15 protein-coding genes are annotated in these 17,560 nt (G+C 59.4%); 2 read left to right on the plus strand and 13 right to left on the minus strand.

Going from position 1 to position 17,560, the window contains the following annotated elements; all coding sequences use genetic code 11:
• Nucleotides 1-31: 31 nt before the first annotated feature.
• A complete protein-coding gene (locus tag AC1RQ9_RS11710) occupies nucleotides 32-973 on the minus strand; it encodes a 2-hydroxyacid dehydrogenase (protein ID WP_485987066.1) in 942 nt (313 codons plus the stop codon).
• Nucleotides 974-1,352: 379 nt separating this feature from the next.
• Entirely contained in the window at nucleotides 1,353-2,447 is a 1,095-nt protein-coding gene (locus AC1RQ9_RS11715) for an AraC family transcriptional regulator (protein WP_485987067.1), read from the minus strand.
• A gap of 335 nt (nucleotides 2,448-2,782) precedes the next feature.
• Here AC1RQ9_RS11715 and AC1RQ9_RS11720 point away from each other — a divergent pair, with 335 nt between their 5' ends.
• Entirely contained in the window at nucleotides 2,783-3,007 is a 225-nt protein-coding gene (locus tag AC1RQ9_RS11720; protein WP_485987068.1) for a hypothetical protein, read from the plus strand.
• Nucleotides 3,008-3,233: 226 nt separating this feature from the next.
• Here AC1RQ9_RS11720 and AC1RQ9_RS11725 read toward each other — a convergent pair whose 3' ends face one another.
• Nucleotides 3,234-3,806 (minus strand): phosphatase PAP2 family protein, encoded by a 573-nt coding sequence (locus AC1RQ9_RS11725; protein WP_485987069.1) that lies wholly within the window; start codon nucleotides 3,804-3,806, stop codon nucleotides 3,234-3,236.
• 527 nt (nucleotides 3,807-4,333) lie between these two features.
• Between AC1RQ9_RS11725 and AC1RQ9_RS11730 the strand changes: the two genes are divergently transcribed.
• Entirely contained in the window at nucleotides 4,334-5,311 is a 978-nt protein-coding gene (locus AC1RQ9_RS11730; RefSeq protein WP_485987071.1) for a hypothetical protein, read from the plus strand.
• Between the two features lie 71 nt (nucleotides 5,312-5,382).
• Here the strand turns inward: AC1RQ9_RS11730 and AC1RQ9_RS11735 are convergent, their stop codons facing one another.
• The 10 genes from AC1RQ9_RS11735 to AC1RQ9_RS11780 all read right to left on the minus strand — a co-directional run bounded on the left by AC1RQ9_RS11735 (nucleotide 5,383) and on the right by AC1RQ9_RS11780 (nucleotide 17,535).
• On the minus strand, nucleotides 5,383-6,153 hold the full coding sequence (locus AC1RQ9_RS11735; RefSeq protein WP_485987072.1) for an SDR family oxidoreductase: 771 nt from the start codon (nucleotides 6,151-6,153) through the stop codon (nucleotides 5,383-5,385).
• 250 nt (nucleotides 6,154-6,403) lie between these two features.
• A complete protein-coding gene (rfbA, locus tag AC1RQ9_RS11740; RefSeq protein ID WP_193733851.1) occupies nucleotides 6,404-7,324 on the minus strand; it encodes a glucose-1-phosphate thymidylyltransferase RfbA in 921 nt (306 codons plus the stop codon).
• Nucleotides 7,321-8,397 (minus strand): dTDP-glucose 4,6-dehydratase, encoded by a 1,077-nt coding sequence (rfbB, locus tag AC1RQ9_RS11745; RefSeq protein ID WP_485987074.1) that lies wholly within the window; start codon nucleotides 8,395-8,397, stop codon nucleotides 7,321-7,323. The genes rfbA and rfbB overlap by 4 nt, the downstream gene beginning before the upstream one ends.
• A 236-nt stretch (nucleotides 8,398-8,633) precedes the next feature.
• Entirely contained in the window at nucleotides 8,634-9,785 is a 1,152-nt protein-coding gene (locus AC1RQ9_RS11750) for an acyltransferase family protein (RefSeq protein WP_485987076.1), read from the minus strand.
• Nucleotides 9,786-9,818: 33 nt separating this feature from the next.
• Nucleotides 9,819-10,376 (minus strand): polysaccharide biosynthesis/export family protein, encoded by a 558-nt coding sequence (locus tag AC1RQ9_RS11755; RefSeq protein ID WP_193733848.1) that lies wholly within the window; start codon nucleotides 10,374-10,376, stop codon nucleotides 9,819-9,821.
• A gap of 95 nt (nucleotides 10,377-10,471) precedes the next feature.
• The gene (locus AC1RQ9_RS11760) at nucleotides 10,472-11,782 is read right to left on the minus strand and encodes an outer membrane beta-barrel protein (RefSeq protein ID WP_485987109.1); all 1,311 of its coding nucleotides are present in this window, start codon (nucleotides 11,780-11,782) and stop codon (nucleotides 10,472-10,474) included.
• Between the two features lie 74 nt (nucleotides 11,783-11,856).
• On the minus strand, nucleotides 11,857-13,335 hold the full coding sequence (locus AC1RQ9_RS11765) for a flippase (protein ID WP_485987077.1): 1,479 nt from the start codon (nucleotides 13,333-13,335) through the stop codon (nucleotides 11,857-11,859).
• Nucleotides 13,335-14,486, minus strand: coding sequence for a glycosyltransferase family 4 protein (locus AC1RQ9_RS11770; protein ID WP_485987078.1), 1,152 nt, complete (start codon nucleotides 14,484-14,486; stop codon nucleotides 13,335-13,337). The genes AC1RQ9_RS11765 and AC1RQ9_RS11770 overlap by 1 nt, the downstream gene beginning before the upstream one ends.
• 17 nt (nucleotides 14,487-14,503) lie before the next feature.
• On the minus strand, nucleotides 14,504-16,714 hold the full coding sequence (locus tag AC1RQ9_RS11775; protein WP_485987080.1) for a GumC family protein: 2,211 nt from the start codon (nucleotides 16,712-16,714) through the stop codon (nucleotides 14,504-14,506).
• A gap of 5 nt (nucleotides 16,715-16,719) precedes the next feature.
• On the minus strand, nucleotides 16,720-17,535 hold the full coding sequence (locus AC1RQ9_RS11780; protein ID WP_193733845.1) for a WecB/TagA/CpsF family glycosyltransferase: 816 nt from the start codon (nucleotides 17,533-17,535) through the stop codon (nucleotides 16,720-16,722).
• Between the last annotated feature and the right edge of the window lie 25 nt (nucleotides 17,536-17,560).

The raw sequence follows: 17,560 nt of genomic DNA on the forward strand, positions 1-17,560 counted from the left end.
AATGAGTTTTTTTAAAAAAATCCTTGAAAGATCAGTACCCGCGTCCGGGATCACACAGCAGTGCAGGGCGCTCGTTGCGTTCCATCTGGCCGATGACGTCCACGACATAACGCACCTGCGCCTCCCGTGAGGCTTCGGATGCCACATGCGGTGTGACCGTGATCCGTTCATGCCGCCATAACGGATCCCCCGCCGGCAGGGGTTCGGGCACGGTGACGTCCAGCACGGCCCCGCCCAGCACGCCTTCGTCCAGCGCGCGGACAAGGTCGGCCTGCACCACATGGTTGCCCCGGCCCACATTGATCAGCCCTGCCCCATGCGGCAACTGTTTCAACAGGTCGTAATTGATCATGCCACGCGTTTGGGTCGTACTGGGCAGCAGGTTGACCAGGATATCTGCGTCGCGGAGGAAATCGGGCAGAGCCTCATCACCGGCGAATACGCGAATGCCCGGCACGTCCCGCGCCGAACGCCGCCAGCCTGACACCGCAAAACCGACATGGTGCAGGTGACGCGCCACATACGCGCCCAGATGCCCCATGCCCATAATCCCCACCCGCGTTTCGGCACAGGTGCGCGACACGCGGTTGTTACGCCAGACCTCCGCCACCTGCTGCAGCGCCCATGTCCGGGCGTCCCGCAACAGTCCCAGCGCCGCCCACAGCACGTAATCGGCCATCAGGGCCGCCGTCTGGTCTCCGCCCATGCGCACCAGCGGGACATGGGCGGGAAAAGCGGGATCATCAAGCAGGTGGTTGACCCCGGCCCCGGTGCAGATGATGGCCCGCAATCCCTTCATGCGGGCCAGATCAGCGGAGGACAGTGTCCAGACCAGCGCGTAATCATCCGCCCGCAGTTCCAGATCAGGGTCATACCATGAACAGGTTTCCAGATCCGGGGCGACATGATGGAAGGCTGTGCGCCATCCCGCCACGTTATCGGGCCCATCCGCGCTGATAATAAGCCGTGCCATCCACTTCATCTCCCTTGATAACGTGCCGTCGCGGCGCCATGATCTGCCCGCCTGAGTGTGGCAGTCCTGACGCCGTGATCTTTCTTCATACTTACGCGCCTTATTCCTGACGCGTCCATTTCCATCCGACTGACCGGGACAGAAAAACTGCCCATCCGTGCGCGACCGGCATGTCATGGTTTCGCAGCGTTGCCATAATTACAAATACAAATTCAATAATACAGAAATTTTAAAATCATGACTTCACCAGAAATATGTTTTTTAATTCATGATATTGACATGCCTGCGCAGGGCAGCAGAAATATTACGATAGTGGATGGGCATATCCCTGCAAAATATCAATAATGCGTAGTTTACTTTATATGTATGTAAACCATACCTATGCCTCCCTGCCCTCACGATAGGCACCGGGGGTCATGCCAGTCCATGACCGGAAGGCACGATGAAAGCCCGAGACTTCGGTATAGCCAAGCGAAAAGCCGATTTCCTTGATGGAACGGTCACTATCACGCAGCATGGCCTGCGCCAGGCGGGCCATATGGTCGTTGACCAGATCCTGAAAACGCACCCCCTCCAGCGCCAGCATGCGACGCAGTGTCCGCGCCCCCATGCCCAGATCGGCGGCAACGACCTCCACCGTTGGGCGTGTCGCGTGCGGCGAGGCGCGGAACTGTGCGCTGATGCTCTGTCGGACACGTTCGACAATGCTCAGGCTTTGGTTGATTCGCGCCAGCATGTTTTCGCAGTAATCCGCCATCATGTTGGCCGCGATATCATTCGCCATTTCGGGCATGCTGCCCAGATGGCTGCGGCAGACGCGGATTTCATTTTCCGCGCATGAAAAATGCACCGGACAGGAAAAATACCGCATATACAGCGCGGCATGATCCGGCCGCGGCACAACCAGGCGGATTTCCGCCAGTTCCAACCCGCTGGATTCCAGCCAGGCACTCCAGTTACCCAGCCATTCCTCGACCAGATACAGCAGGGTACGCGCAGGTAGTTCGGGCAGGACACACGCGCCGATCACGGCATGGCTGGCATTTTCCACCAGGTGCTGGCGGATGCGGATGCCATAGCCCAGCAGCGCCTGGTAACGGATGAAGCGGCTTATGGCTTCCCGCCAGGTCGGGGCGCTGATGCAGGCATAGCCCACCACCCCGAAATCGGCTGCGTTGATATGCCGCCCGGCCAGGAAACCCAGCCCCGGCACCGTGACCTCCGTCAGGATACAGTCCAGCAGGCGCACATAATCCCCATACAGGATATGCGATCCCCCCTGCCGCAGGCCGGAGCGGTCAAGCCCGAAACGGGCCAGGATGTGGGCGACGGACACCCCGCGCGATTCCAGCACCTGCAACAGCTTGTTCAGGTGCATGCCCGGTATCTGCAACGCGAACTGTCCCAGTTCCGGACTGCCCGCAGGCGGGGCAGTCACCAATGGGGAAGCCGCATCAGGATCGAATGACATCATCCGCCTGCCCTGCCGTCCCATTGCTGACGGAATGCCCATGCGGCCCGAGGCCGCGCATACCTGCACCAGCGCCCCATGCCCTTACCCGTATCTCTCCTGTCCCTACACTTCATGGGGCATGAATAACATCAACCCGCCCCTCCTGCCTATCTCCTCACGCGTGACACCATGCGGCAGTGGGACATTTCCACTGCAAAGCAGGCAGCATGCTGCCCGGAACCTGCCTTCTGATCCGGCTGTCCTGCCCATCCGCGAAAGCAGACAGACGATGCAGCCAGGATTTCATCCGCCTTATCGACCATGCCTGTTGCGCAACGGACGCCCCGTGCCGAAGCATGGATATTGACCCGCACGTCAGCCAGCGGATCACGCAGAATGCGGGCATCGAATTTCTCGACTGTCCCGCCGCCATGATCCGACCAGGCTGCGGCAGGCTGATATGCCCATGCGGCCCGATTGGCGGGTCATTGCTGTTGAATTCGGGGGAAGCCTGTAACGCAGCGTCAGGTTGCGCCCTGTTTCCAACGGATGTGCTGGCGGCCTATCGCGGCAGGGCGTGAACCCCGCTGCCTGCTGCGGATGGGTGGGGATATGCTGCACACAACCTGCCAGCAATCGGCAAAGACAGGCAGCCACAAACCGACGAAAAATAGATATCAGATTATTACAGGACCATTGAAGGTAAAGAGAAATTACACTGCACCTGCTGAAGTAAAGAAAAATTACATCTTCTGCCTGCGCGCAACAATACCGGGACATCCGGTCAAGAAATCAGCCCCATATGCATTACAGATGTGTGGGAAACAGTGCTTCGGGGGAAAAGACGTGCCGTATCGTCACTTCCGCTCCCAGGTGGAAACCGTGGAACACCATGGCGACGCAGACCACGCACGGCAACAGATAACCCCATAGCGAAGGAGGCACCGGCCCGCATTTCATGCCCAGTACCATCCCCCCGATACACCCGACAAGGGCGCCCACAATAACCTCGCCCACGGTATGGGTCTGCAACTGCAACCGGGTATACCCCATGACCAGCGCCACCGCGAGCAGGGGCACCAGCATGGCAACGGGATAACGCACCAGCTGGCGTCGCCATAGCAGGACCAGCAGCCCACCATACGTCACACATGCCGATGCGACATGCCCACTGGGGCTTATGACCATGGCCTGTGTCAACCAGGCATAGTACAGGCCCGCGATCTTGAGAAGCAGCATGATCCCCAGCGTCAGGACGACCACGACACTCCATACATACATGCCCTGCCACCATCCCCGCAGGCCCATGATACAGGCAACAGTCAGCACCACCGGCAGAATAACGGCCTGATCTGCAAAATCGGTGATGAAATCGGTCATAATGAAAAGGACCGCCCTGTCTTGTTCCTGCACCACATATCATGGACCGGACAGTGCGACCAGAATCGTGAAGCCTGCCCAGAACGCATTTCCTGACGGAAGAAGACGATCTGCATCGTTTTGCAAATAATTCGGATATCCAGCCACAACGACCCGCCCGTGCGCCATGTAAACCAGATCGTATTCCACCCTGCCGTTTCCACAATAGCCAGCGGATCGCCGCTGCCATTGATCTGCGCAAGACAGGGAATGCTAGCGATGGATCACACCCGAAAACGTCATGCCAATCACGCCAGCCCATCCCTGCCTGATCGACGCAGGAAAGGGAGACATGGAGGCGTTCTGTCAGCAGCCTGAATTTTTCTTATTGCGAATGATATTCGTTTTCAATATAAACGAAACACCCACGGCACGATCAGGCAGTTTTCCCAACCGTCAATTTCCCAGGACAACGCCGTGAATACACCCGTGGCATCGCACATATGCCATGCCGCATTCCCTTTATTCTTACAGGGACCATGTAAATCATGAGTGAAACTACAGGATGCACGGCCGACTGGCACCTTGAACATTCTTCCCCGGACCAGATTCTGCACTATCTTGATCCCCGACGTCCTTTCGCGCGGCAGATCAATACGCTGACAACCCGGTTCCGCGACGTACAGGCCCTTTGCAATGACGGTGCCGTTTCCCCCGCCCTGACCCGGCTGCGCAATGCGCTGGCGTTCCATATGGTCAAGATGTCACGGTGGTGGCGTTTTGATTTCTGTCCCCGTGGCGTGGCCGGCGTGCGCAATCCGCTTTTCCTGACCTATGTAAAGGCGCATGCCGAACGATCGGCTGAAGATGACGCCCTGTTCGACCTGTTTACCCTGCAGCGCCACATGCATGCGGGCGATGGGGGGCATATCCTTGTCGTGGGGCATGATCCGTTAACGGCTCCATCCGTTTCCATCCTGTATGGGGTGGATGGACAGCGTAACTTCCGCTTTGCCACCGGTTCCCGTGGGGTCGAACCGTTATGGAATGGACAGGCCTATCCTGATTTTGCATCCGCATGGCTTGCCGCGCGTGCCGTGCATGCCCTGATCCAGGATGACAATGCGGATATACATGAATACGAAACCGCCCACCGCGAACACATGTGGGTAAGGTCATGGCACCACCGGCATTTTCACCGTAGCGGCAAACTGCCGGTTATCCGGCGATATGCGCAGGCCGACGCCCAGTTGATGAACTGCCAGTCCACCTTTGGACGCGCGGAAATGAAAACGGTCGTGGAGCATATGGCATTTGACATTGCCCGCACCGCGTTCCAGCGGCATATGACGGTTGCAGACCTGATTGAGGAAAGCGATGCGCTTTCGATCAGCCTCCGCTCGGCCAACACCATCAAGCAGCGTGCACGCGCATATGTGGCGACCTGCATCGACCCGATGGCCCGGCCCGAAATGGATACGCTGCTGGACCGGGTCGTATCCTATGTCCCGCGCCGCTGTCCCTGAACAGGTACCCACGCCGCGGCATAGACTACGGCGTGGCGGCACCTGTTCCAATTACAGTAAAAAAGATGGAATTACTGTGCGGTATAACCACCATCAATGACCAGTTCGCTGCCGGTCATGAACTTTGATTCGTCGGATGCAAGGAATACGATGCCATAGGCAATGTCATCAGGCTCCCCCAGATGGCCCAGCGGGTGCAGGTCAATCAGCTTCTGCCGGGCCGCGGCCTGATCCGGGGTTTCCTTGGTAAAACCCTGCACCATCGGGGTCCAGATATAACCGGGGTGGATGGAATTGACCCTGATTTTATAACCCTGTTTTGCGCAGTGCAGTGCCGCTGATTTGGTGAACAGCCTGACACCCCCCTTGCTGGCATTATAGGCGGCAAGCGTGGGGTCACCGACCAGTCCCTCGATGGAGGACAGGTTGATGATCGATCCCCCGCCATGTGGCTTCATGGCTTCCACGGCGTAACGCGTGCCCAGGAACACCCCATCAAGGTTGACCGACTGCACCCGTCGCCAGTCCTCAAGGCTGGTTGTCTCGACAGAGCCGGAATAGAGAATGCCCGCATTATTGACCGCTATGTCCAGCCGACCGAACTGCGTGGCAATAGCGGCCATCGCCTGCTTCCAGTCTTCTTCCGCCGTGACGTTAAGCGAGACGAAAAGCGCTTCCCCGCCAGCTTTTTTTATTTCCGCGACGACGGCCTCACCTTCATCCGCCTTCAGGTCGGCCACGACCACCTTCGCCCCTTCGCGCGCCAGCAGCAGGGCCGTTGCCTTGCCGATCCCGCGCGATGCGCCTGTGACAAGCGCCACCTTTCCCGATACACGTCCCATGTCTTTTGCTCCTGAATAAGTAACTTCCCTTAAAATATAAGAAAACTCTCATTCAGCACATTGACGGGGCACAACACATTCATAATTCCATGACACGTTTTTGTGATGTCGCCACCCTGAACCAAAGTCATGAAACATGCCTGCAATCATGAAGCTTTTTAAAACAATCCTCGAAAGACGCCGCCTTTCCGAAAAAAAGGCGGCGCCCAGGAACTTTTATTACCATCAGCAGAATTTTTTGAAATAATCCTTAAGCCGCTTCGGCATCCTCTTCAGGAGCAGCACTGGCAATTTCCATAAGTGCGCGCCCAAGTTCGGTCTTGATCATGCGCCGTGCATAGGATTGCAGCGCCGCCGCATCAATAAAGCCACGACGGAAGGCCACTTCATGCGGGGAGCCAACCAGCAACCCCTGACGGGACTGGATGGTCTGCACGAACTGCCCTGCCTGCATCAGGCTGTCGGGCATGCCGGCATCAAGCCATGCGCAGCCACGCCCCAGGCGCTGGACATGCAGGTCACCGTTCTGCAGGTAAATCCGGTTCAGATCGGTAATTTCCAGTTCCCCGCGTGGTGAGGGCTTCAGGCTGCGGGCATATTCACGCACGCGCCCATCATAGAAATACAGACCCGTTACAGCCCAGTTCGACAGCGGGTGCGTCGGTTTTTCAACAATATCCAGCGCATGCCCGTCGGGGGCGAAACTGACCACGCCATAGCGTTCGGGATCACGTACTTCATAGGCAAAGACAGTAGCCCCGGTGGGCCGTGTTGCCGCCGCACGCATCTGCTTGCCCAGATGGTCGGCAAAAATCAGGTTATCACCCAGTATCAGGCCACACGGCGAATCATCCAGCCAGTCGTCGGCAATGATAAAAGCCTGCGCGATGCCATCGGGCGAAGGCTGCTCACGATATGTGAAGGTCACACCCAGATCCGACCCATCCCCCAGCAGCCGCCGGAACAGTGGCAGGTCCCCAGGTGTCGATATGATCATGATATCGCGTATCCCCGCCAGCATGAGCGTGGACAGGGGATAGAAAATCATCGGCTTGTCGTAAACCGGCAGCAACTGCTTGCTGACCGCCTGCGTCATGGGGTGCAGGCGCGTGCCCGAACCACCAGCCAGAAGAATGCCCTTGGTCGGTTTTGTCGCGGTATTCTCGCTCATGCTGCTGTTCCCATCTTGTCACCCGTGTGGCCAAGGCGTTCCCCGCCATAACGGGCTGCCCGAATGTTTTCCCACCATTCCCGGTTATCCAGATACCACTGCACCGTGCGCCGGATGCCATGTTCAAAATCATGGCGGGCGCGCCAGCCCAGCGCCTGTTCCGCATGGGTCGGGTCGATTTCATAACGGAAGTCATGTCCCGGACGGTCGGTCACGTGCCGGATCAGGCGCGCATGCGGGCCTGTCGGGTCGGGGCGCAGTTCATCCAGTATCGTGCAGATCGCTTCCACCACCTGCATGTTGGTGCGCGGCTGTTGCGCGCCGATGGCGTAGGTTTCACCGGGCTGCCCCTGTTCCACCGCGCGGACCAGCGCTTCGGCATGGTCCTCGACAAACAGCCAGTCGCGCACGTTCTGTCCCGTGCCGTAAACCGGCAGTTCACGCCCCTCGATCGCGTTGATCGTTACCAGCGGGATCAGTTTTTCAGGAAAATGCCACGGTCCGTAATTGTTGGTGGTGTTGGTGACGAATGTTGGCAGGCCATAGGTATGGTACCACGCGCGGACCAGGTGATCGGATGAGGCCTTGCTGGCCGAATACGGACTGCGCGGATCATAGGGGGTCTGTTCGGTAAAGGGTGGATCACCGGGGCGTAAGGCGCCGAAGACCTCATCGGTCGAGATATGGTGGAAACGGAATGCCTTCCGCCGTGCCGCGTCCTGTCGCATCCACCATGCGCGCGCGGCCTCAAGCAATGTATAGGTGCCAACTATATTTGTACTGACAAATGTACCGGGTCCATCAATGGAACGGTCAACGTGGCTTTCCGCCGCCAGGTGCATGACGGCATCGGGGGCGAAATCGTCAAATATCCTCGCCATTGCGGCGGCATCGGTAATATCCGCCACTTCCAGCCTGTAACGCCCGGTTGCCGCCGCATCTTCCGTTGCCTTTATACTTGCCGCATATGTCAGGGCATCGACATTAAGGACATCATGCGCGGTCTGGGCCATCAGATGCCGCACAACCGCGGAACCGATAAACCCGCAGCCTCCCGTTATCAGTATGCGCATTTCCTACTTCCTTCCCCCCATAACATGACCTTACCCCCGTGGCTTTTCACAGCGGAAAAAATCCGATCATTCCCCATATTGAAACCGGACGGGAATACTGTAACGCTCATGTATAACCCAATCAGATCATGACAGTGTAATGAGCTGTCTGTGGCATAAATATGGAGCACGCTGCCTTAATGCGACAAAAAAAACAGTATTCATCCAGAACAACACGCTTTTCTGAATACAGCCGATCAGGCCGCACCGCGTACCGCAACCATGGCGTCACGGGCTTCGACCCGCTGCATGACCCTGCGGCCCAAACGCTGCGAAGGGCGTTCAACCAGATGGTAACAGACCATGCCCACAAGCAGGCAGAACCCGAATATTGCAAAAGTAACCGCCAGCCCCGGCACGAAACCCAGATGGCGCAACCTTTCACCCATACCCCATGATATGATGCCAATGATCAGGTAATGCGTCAGGTAAAACGAAAACGATATGCGTCCCAGCCATATGACCGGACCGGAGCGCAGCAGCGCATCCACCCCACCGCGCTGATAGGCCAGCCCGAAAATAAGCGCCGTAAATCCGAACACATCCAGCACCGGCACAACCGGGAAAAACAGTGTTGCCGCAATAAACGCAACCGCCCCCAACGTAATGGACGATGCATGCCGTTCCATACTGTCGGGCAGCAGGTGATAGGCGCGGTACAGCAGTATTCCCGCGCAGAAGCAGAAGAACATGCGAATGGCGCCAAATGTACCCGTCGGGTTGTTATTGGCATGGTGGCAGGCAAACAGCACCATGACCAGCAATGCCAGGCTGGCGGCACATAGTGCCAGTGCATGGCGTGGCGATGCAATGCGCATCGCCCCCATGGCCAGCAGCGGGAACAGGAGATAGCCCAGCACTTCCGCACTCAGGGTCCATGACACGATATTCCATTCCCCCAGCTTCAGCACGGTCCAGCTCTGGACCAGCAGCAGGGTCTGCACGAACCCCGGCAGGGACAGGTTGTGTACGCGATAGGCGAAGGACGGGTCGGTATAATAACGCTGCATGGCCACATAACCCGGCGCAAGCAATACTAGCGGTACCATGGCCAGCAGCACGAATGTATTGAGCGGATAGACCCGGAAGAAACGGACAATGAAAAAGTCCCGGATCACATGCCACCGCAGGACAGCGAACTGCCCTTCATGCACATGCATGAGGATAAAGCCCGACAGCACGAAAAACAGATCCACGCCCCGGAAACCGTTGAACAGGAACAGTGAATGCAGCATCCATGGCTGGTGCAGGATATCGGCAGCCAGACCATAGAAATGGGTCATGAAAACCCATAGCGCCGCAACACCACGTACGCCGGTCAGGCTGGGGATGGAACGGGCCTTGGGCATGTTATCCCCCTAACTTCCTGTATCGTTCAGGTTTCAGAAAAACCGCTCGTCAATCGTCACCACATCACCGGGCAGCAGGACGGTCGCACGTGATATGCGGCCTTCATGCGCGGGGGTATTGAGGTCTTCGTGCCGCACATCGGTCGCACGGTTGGTCACGGCGCGGTAGGTAAAGCCCCCCGCCAGTGCAACAGCGGTCAGCATGGTCATGCCCGGCTGATAGGGATACTGGCCTGGATGGTTGACCTCACCCAGAATAAAGATCGGCCGGTACTGCGCGACTTCCACGGATACACTGGGCTGGGTCAGGATCCCCTTCTGCTCCAGACTGGCGGAAATACGCTGGGCCAGGTCGCGTGGCTCGACACCAGCCGCGGGCACCGTTCCCAGTAACGGGAAATCGATATTCCCGTTGTCACTTACGGTAAACGTGTTGCTCAGTTGCGGGTCATTATAGGTAATGACACGCACCTGATCACCCGGACCAAGGTGGTAGGCCCGGGTATCGACCGCGTCAAAGGACTGTTCATGCGCCGAGGCGCAGCAGCTTAGTGCAAGCAGGGCCGTGACGCCGGCTGCCTGCATCATCATGGGCCGACACGTGTTCCGTATCATTGCAAACATGGTCACTCCCAAATCATTCAATGTGGTTTTCCTTCGCCTGCCGCCTATGCGGCAGACCAACATCAGCCAGAGAAGGAAAAGCCCAACAGTATCGTATTGCTCGTAAACGTGGAAAGACGCCCCGGGATGTTCAGATAATTTACGTTCCCGCCCGATGTGGCGTTATTGACATAGTTATAGGTCAGGGAAGCCCTGACGTGACGGTCGATGTTCCAGAAAACCGACCCGCCAAAATGGATCTGTTTCTGCAGGCGGTTGCCCTCCAGGCTGGAGATTGCGGAACCTGTGGGCACCGTCATGCTGGACTGTGACGCACTTTCCCCATATTCGGCATAAGCGCGCAGGAACACATTATGCCGCAGTTCATGGTCCCACTGCAGGCGCACGTCCGTCACCACCTGATTTCGGGCAAACGGGGTTTCCGGGTCGCTCAGGTGGCGTGCCGCCGTCAGGTTGACGGTATCGATGCGGCGCGGCATCCATGACACATTGACCTCGAATGTCGGCGTCGTGACCGAAGGGCTGCGACCGCTGCTGAAACTGCGCGTTTCCCCACCAACCAGCAGGCGGTACTGCCACACCTGCCCGCTGCGGAAATCCACGCCACCAAAACCGGCCCCGTCGGCATAATTGTTGACCGATGCCTCGGGCGCTGAATCATATTGCGCGGCGGACCCGCGAAAAACGACGACAGCCGCATTCCCGCGTGAGAATTCATAGCGCGAGGTCAGTGACCCGGTTTCCACCTTGTGACTGATGGTGCCGTAATCAATCGAAATCGGCCCCGGCGCCGTCCCGAAGGAGAAATCCTGATAATCGAACGCCGGGATCAGACTGAACCGGCCAAACATCTTGGTATAGGTCAGCCGCCCGTCATTGACCTGGTACGGCACGGGATAGACCACGCCATACACGCCCAGGTTGGTCGCGGACAGGTGATACTGATAATGGGAATAGGCCATGCTGAGCGTATCGTGACCCAGATTGAGCGTCCCGCCGATATTTCCATGCCAATTGGTGTAACTGGCGATCGACTGCGTGGGGTAACGGTGATCGTCCATACCCACCGATGCCCCCAGCGCATGACGCCGCCACCGCGAATTGACACTGACATTGGCCGAGGTCTGCACCACGGGGCTGCCCGATCCCGGAATACCCAGCGTGTTGGAGTTATAGCCCACATTTTCCGATGCGCTGGGCCGCAGCAGCCAACTGCCCAGACCAATGCCATCCGTCTGCTGACCCATCATCTGCCGTGTTACGACCGAACCGGTCATATCCGTCGAATATCCGGGAATATCAGAAGGGAAAAGCTGCTGGATCAGCTGTGCATGCGCATTATGTGCATGCAGACCGATCCCCAGCACCACCATCCCGACCGGTCCCCGCGACAGGCAGCGCCATACCCTGGCACCATCCTGCAACCGCCCTACCTTCATACCTTACCCTAACCTGTAATCGTAAGACGGGGATTGCCCCCCGCACGCTGGATAAATCGGTGAGCCATGTCACGCAGTCCCGGATCCAGCCGGTATGCGGCGACAGCCATCGCCAGCCCCGCCATGGCGGCAGCGCATGCGGAAGCTACCAGATTCATCGGAATCAACAGACTCACAATCAGCGCCCCTGTCATTATCAATATTCCTGGCACAAGTCGCCAAGTCTGTTGTGACAGGCAATCCGACAACAGATAAAGAGCAACTAAATTAATTGTGACCCGCAACGTCCACGCCGCCGCGGCCCCTGGCAGACCCCACCATTTTATCAGCATCCACAATACGCAGAAGAAGGGCAGGATCTCCACCATCGAGACCTTGGCCGTGATATGGGGCCGCCCCTGCCCCTGCAGCAATCCATAGGGCAGGAAGGCAATGCCGTTGGTCCATGCCCCGAACATCAGGATTTCGGCCACGGGGCGTGAGACATCGGCAAAGCTGCCGCCCACCCACATATGCAGGAATGCCCCCGAAAACAGGATGCCCGGCGCGCAGATCATGCCAAACCCGTAGGTCAGCGACGCGGTGGCCCGCCGGGTCAGGTCAACCGCCTCCCCCCGATCAGCACGCGACAGGCGCGGAAACAGCGTGCGCGCCAGCGCCGTCGCCACGACCTGCGAGCGCATGGCAAGGTTCATCGGCACGGTGTACTGCCCGACCGACGTAACCCCCAGCGTCGCGCCGATGATAAGCTGGTTTGACGTATCCAGCAGCGGGTTGATCAGGCTGGAAATACTAACCCATGACCCGTAACCCAGCAGGCGCTTGAGCCATTTCACGTCAAAATCCATCGGGCGGATCGGCCATTCCAGCACCATGACCACGCAATAGGCCAGCGCGATCATGGCCAGCCGCGACAGCACGATGGACGGCAGGACAACCGTAAGTTGCGGCCCGAAGAAATGAATGCAGATCAGCGGAATGATCTGCCCCGCCATGGTGGTGCTGGAATTGAGCATGTTGGACAGCAGGAAACGTTCACGCGATTCCAGCGCCCCCGTCGCCACGCCATTGATCATGCCCAGCGGCAGCATGACCGCCATCCACGGATAGGCATGGCGCGTTTCAGCCAGCAGGTCGGGCGGAATCCGCACGAAATGCAGCAGCACCATATCCCCGATCGGATACAGGATCAGCCCCCCCAGCGCCCCCAGACCCAGGTTGCTGTAAAACGCCGTCATCAGCACGGGTGAACGCTCACGTGCCGTGGCATGGCCCAGCTGCGCCAGCGCGTTGGCCGATGCACGTGACAGCCCGAAATCCAGAAACCCCAGATATCCCAGCAGGATCCATGAAATCGCGACAATACCATACCTGTCCGTGCCAATCAGGTGCAGGTAGAAGGGCACGGTGCCCAGCGAGACGATGATCGGGAAAATGGAACCGAATACGTTGAACAGGAAATTGGTGGAAAATTTGCTCTGCGCCATTATTCGGCCCCTACTGTCGCCATGACGGATCGTGGCCCCGCCTGACCCAGAACCTGCTGATAGAGGCGCACATATTCCTGCGCGACGCTGTCCCAGTCGTAATGACTGGCCACTTCCATATTCCGCGCACGCAATGCATCCGCCGTATCTGGCAGGGACGCGGCCAGTGCCACCACTTCCCGCACGCCGGGGGCAAGGTTGTCGGGATCGATCATGACGCCTGCCGCCCCCTGCTGCATAAGCCGGGCAAAGGGGGTGATGTTGCTCAGTATGGGGATCAGGCCGGCGGACATCGCCTCCACCGCCGCAAGGCCAAAGCCCTCATGCGCGGACAGGCAGCCAAAGAAACTTGCCTCCCCCATCAGGTCACGCAGGGCGGCATCCGATGGCCCGGATACGATACGCAGGGCATCGGTAATGCCACATGCCTGCGCCTGCTGCCGCAGGTCGGCCACCGTCAGGTTGGAATCCTGACCTGCCACGATCAGCTTCCATTGCGGGTCTTCTTGCCGCAGCATTGCGACAAGCTGGAACAGCAGCCTGAGCCGCTTGTGCACGGCAAAGCGTCCGAAGGCCAGGATGGTGCGCCCCGGCGTGCGGGATGCGGCGTCACGGAAGCGCGTCTGGTTGATGCCGTTTTCGATTGTCTGCAACCGTCCCGCCGCCACGGTGCGGAACAGGTCGGCATCACTGTAGCTGCACGCGACAATGCGTCTGTATGCCCGCACGGAAACCGGCGTGATGGTACGGAACCATATTTCCTTGATCCGTCGCAGCGCACCGGTGTGAAAGAAGCCACCATGGGTGGAGGCGATCATGGTCTTGCGATGGAACGGCCATGTCCATGCCAGGAAATCGAAAAAGAAGTCGATTGCATGGACATGCAGCAGGTCGAACGTCCCGATATGCCGCAGCACCTGTGGCGCCAGCGGATAACGGGTCGAACCACGCCATGGGATACGGATGACCGGGATGCCATCGACCATGTCACGATGGGGCAGCCGGCCCGGACGCCCGAACACGCTGTCGAGTGTCAGGACCTGCGCATCAATGCCCATGTCCTGTCTCTGGCTGCGGGCAAGGTTGAGCAGTGAATCCTCCAGCCCACCGACAGAGGGGCTGAACTGGCGGCAGATATGCAGAACTTTCAATATTTCATCCCCCGTTCCTATTTGTCATCGAAACGGCTCAGGATCTTGATGTCCCGGTTACCGTAGCTGTAGCCCATCACGTCCATGGCGTTGTCTTCCACCATGGTGGCCACCACGCCCGCCAGCGGCGCGCCACAGGCTTCCAGCCGCTCCAGACAGGCCATGACGGCGCGCTGTGCCGTGCTTTTCCAGCGGCAGACAAAGATGACCTGATCGGCCATGTTGGCATGTACCAGCGCGTCACTCAGTCCCAGCAGCGGGGGGCAGTCGATGATGACCAGTTCATATGACCGTTTCAGTTCAGCCAATATGGCGCGCAGGCGCCGGATCTCGACAGGGCTGAAGGCATGCTGCATCGTGCGCCCGGCAGGAATGTAGTCAAACCCGGTGTCAGGATCCGTGCGGATGACATCCGCCACCGGCACGCCCGTGGTCACAAGGTCGCTCATGCCCAGCGAAGGCCGCCCCGACGTGCCATCGGTCAGGTACTGGTCCAGCATGCCCCGGCGGTGATCGGCATCAATCACCAGCACCTTCTGCCCGCCCCGGCGGGCCACGGTCGCCATCCACAGCGCCAGCGTGCTCTTGCCCTCCTCCGGCCCGGCGGAGGTAATGGCGAGGCATAGCGGCTGCCCCCCCTCATGCACCCGCATGGACAGCTGCATGACAAGGCTGCGCACCGCTTCGGTCGCACGGGAATAGGGGTGGTCGATCACATGCCGGCGTACGGTCTGTTCCGAACGTCCCCCCACCTTGGGCACGACCGCCAGCAGGGGCAGCGGGACAGCCGCGCGCAGGCGCTCGATTTCGGTAAAGCCGGCCGCGAAGTAATCACGCAGCAGCACAGCCCCTGCCCCGGCAGCCAGTGCCACGGCCATCAGCCCCAGGCCGATCTTCTTGCGGTTGGGAAAGCTGGGCACGTCGGGCGCGGCGGCGTGGGAAACGACGGCGATGGGCGGCTGCAGCAGGGCTGCGCGGTCCACGACTTCCTTGGCGTGTTCCAGAAAGGTTTCATACACGGCGCGCGCACTCTGCGCTTCCTGGTCCAGCGTGCGGTATTCCGCCTGCGGCGCGCTCTGCCCACCTGCCTTCTGACGCAGAAGGTCAAGGTTTTCGTTCAGGCGCTGCACTTCCGCACGGGCGGAAATCTGGTCTTCGCGAATGGTGCTCAGCGCGGCCTGTGTCTCGGCTTCAAGACTGGCGCGGGTGGTTGCGATCTGCTGGTCCAGCGCGCGCAGGCGCGGGTGCTGCGGGCCATAGGTCGCGGCTTCCTCCTGCCGCGTACTCTGCAACTGCATGAGAGCATTGGCGGTGGCCACCAGAATGGGTTCCTGTGACAGGGCGACCGCCGCGCGCGCATCCCCCCGTGCGGCGGCGTCACGCAGCGCGTCGGCGCGGGCCTGCGCCGCAGCCAGTCGCCCTTCGGCCTGGCTCAGATTGGCAGAGGTATCGGCAATCTGGCGTTCGATCAGCGGCGTGCTGGTGCTGCCCTCGGTGGTGTTGGTCAGGCCATTGGCGTTGTCAAAGGCATTGGCCTTTTGCACGGCATCCAGCCACCGCTGCCGCAGGGCGGCGGTGCGGTTGTCCAGCCACGTGGCCACATGATTGATATCCGCCGTCTGCCGCGCCAGCGCAATGCGCTGGTAATTCGTGACCACTGCATTGGCCAGGACCGCGGCACGCTGGGGATCGCCATCCACCACGTTGATATCAAGGATCTGCGTGCGCGGTTCTGGCGTTATGGTCAGGTTGTTGAGGAAGGCGTCTTCCTCATGCTCACGCTGCACCTCCGGGTCAACCGGCGTGCTGGCATGGCACAGGAACCCCAGCCCCATGTGGCACAGCCGGTCGCGCATGCCCACATGAGGGGCGGCAGGCGGCGGCGGCAGTTGCGCCAGGACGGCGGCCGCGACGTCACGCGAATGGATCATCGCGGCTTCGGTTGAAACCAGTTCATCATCCGGCGGGGCCAGGTTCTGCTGCTGCCCGTTGGGAGCCAGCGGATCCTGCTGCGCACGTCCCGACACCACGACGGTCGTGGTCGCGGTATAGCGCGGCTTGAGCGTCAGCATGACTGCGCCACCCGCAACCAGTACGCCCAGTACGGTCAGTGCGAACAGCATCCTGTGCCGCAGGAATGCCCGCATTGTCTGGCGAATGACAAGGCCCACATCGTGCGCTGTCCATGACATTGAAGTGGCCCGCCCCTGTATGGAAACGTAATTCATGCTGTTTATCCGGCAAGTTTCCGCGAAATGGACGACGTGGACCGATGCATCAGCCTGCGCCGCAAATAAACGAGGACATGAAACCCGAATACAGGCAGTCCCAGCAGATAACGCCGCCACAGCCTGCGCGGTTCACGCACCAGACGCACAAGCCATTCCAGCCCCATGTTCGCGACCCATCGCGGCGGGCGGTGCACACGTCCGGCCGCATGGTCAACCAGCGCGCCCGCCGTAATGAGGACACCCGTGGGAAGATGATCCATGTTGTCATACAGCCAGCGTTCCTGCCGGGGCATGCCCATGGTCAGCAGGATGATGTCAGGCTGCGTCGCCCGCAGGCGTTCAAGCAGCAGCGTGGATTCACGTGATCCGGGTGTCGGGTCAAAGAAACCGTGCTGCGTGCCCACCGTGCGCACGCCATATTTGTCAGAAAAGGCAGCCGCAGCCTTATCCACCACATCGGGCTTGCCCCCGATCCAGAATACAGATGCATCCTGCCCCAGTTTCGACAGGACCGGCCCGATCCATTCCGGCGGCGTGGTGCGCGGCAGATGCCGCCCCGTCAGCACGATACCCGCAAGTTGGACGCCCGCACCGTCACAGAACGCAATATCGGCACGCCGGAACAGCGTGCGCAGCCATGGCTGTTTTTGCGAAACCACCGCCATATGGGCATTGGCGTTGACAACGGTCATTTTCCGCCCCACCCGCACGGCATCCACCACGCGCTGGACAATGTCCGTGCGCGATATGTCGTGCAGGGGCAGGCCCATGACATCGACAATCGTATCATCTACTGCGATTTCCGTATTTGCGTTCATTTGAATACACCGTTCATCGTCAGGA

The sequence above is a fragment of the Komagataeibacter ossonobensis genome, assembly GCF_057359305.1.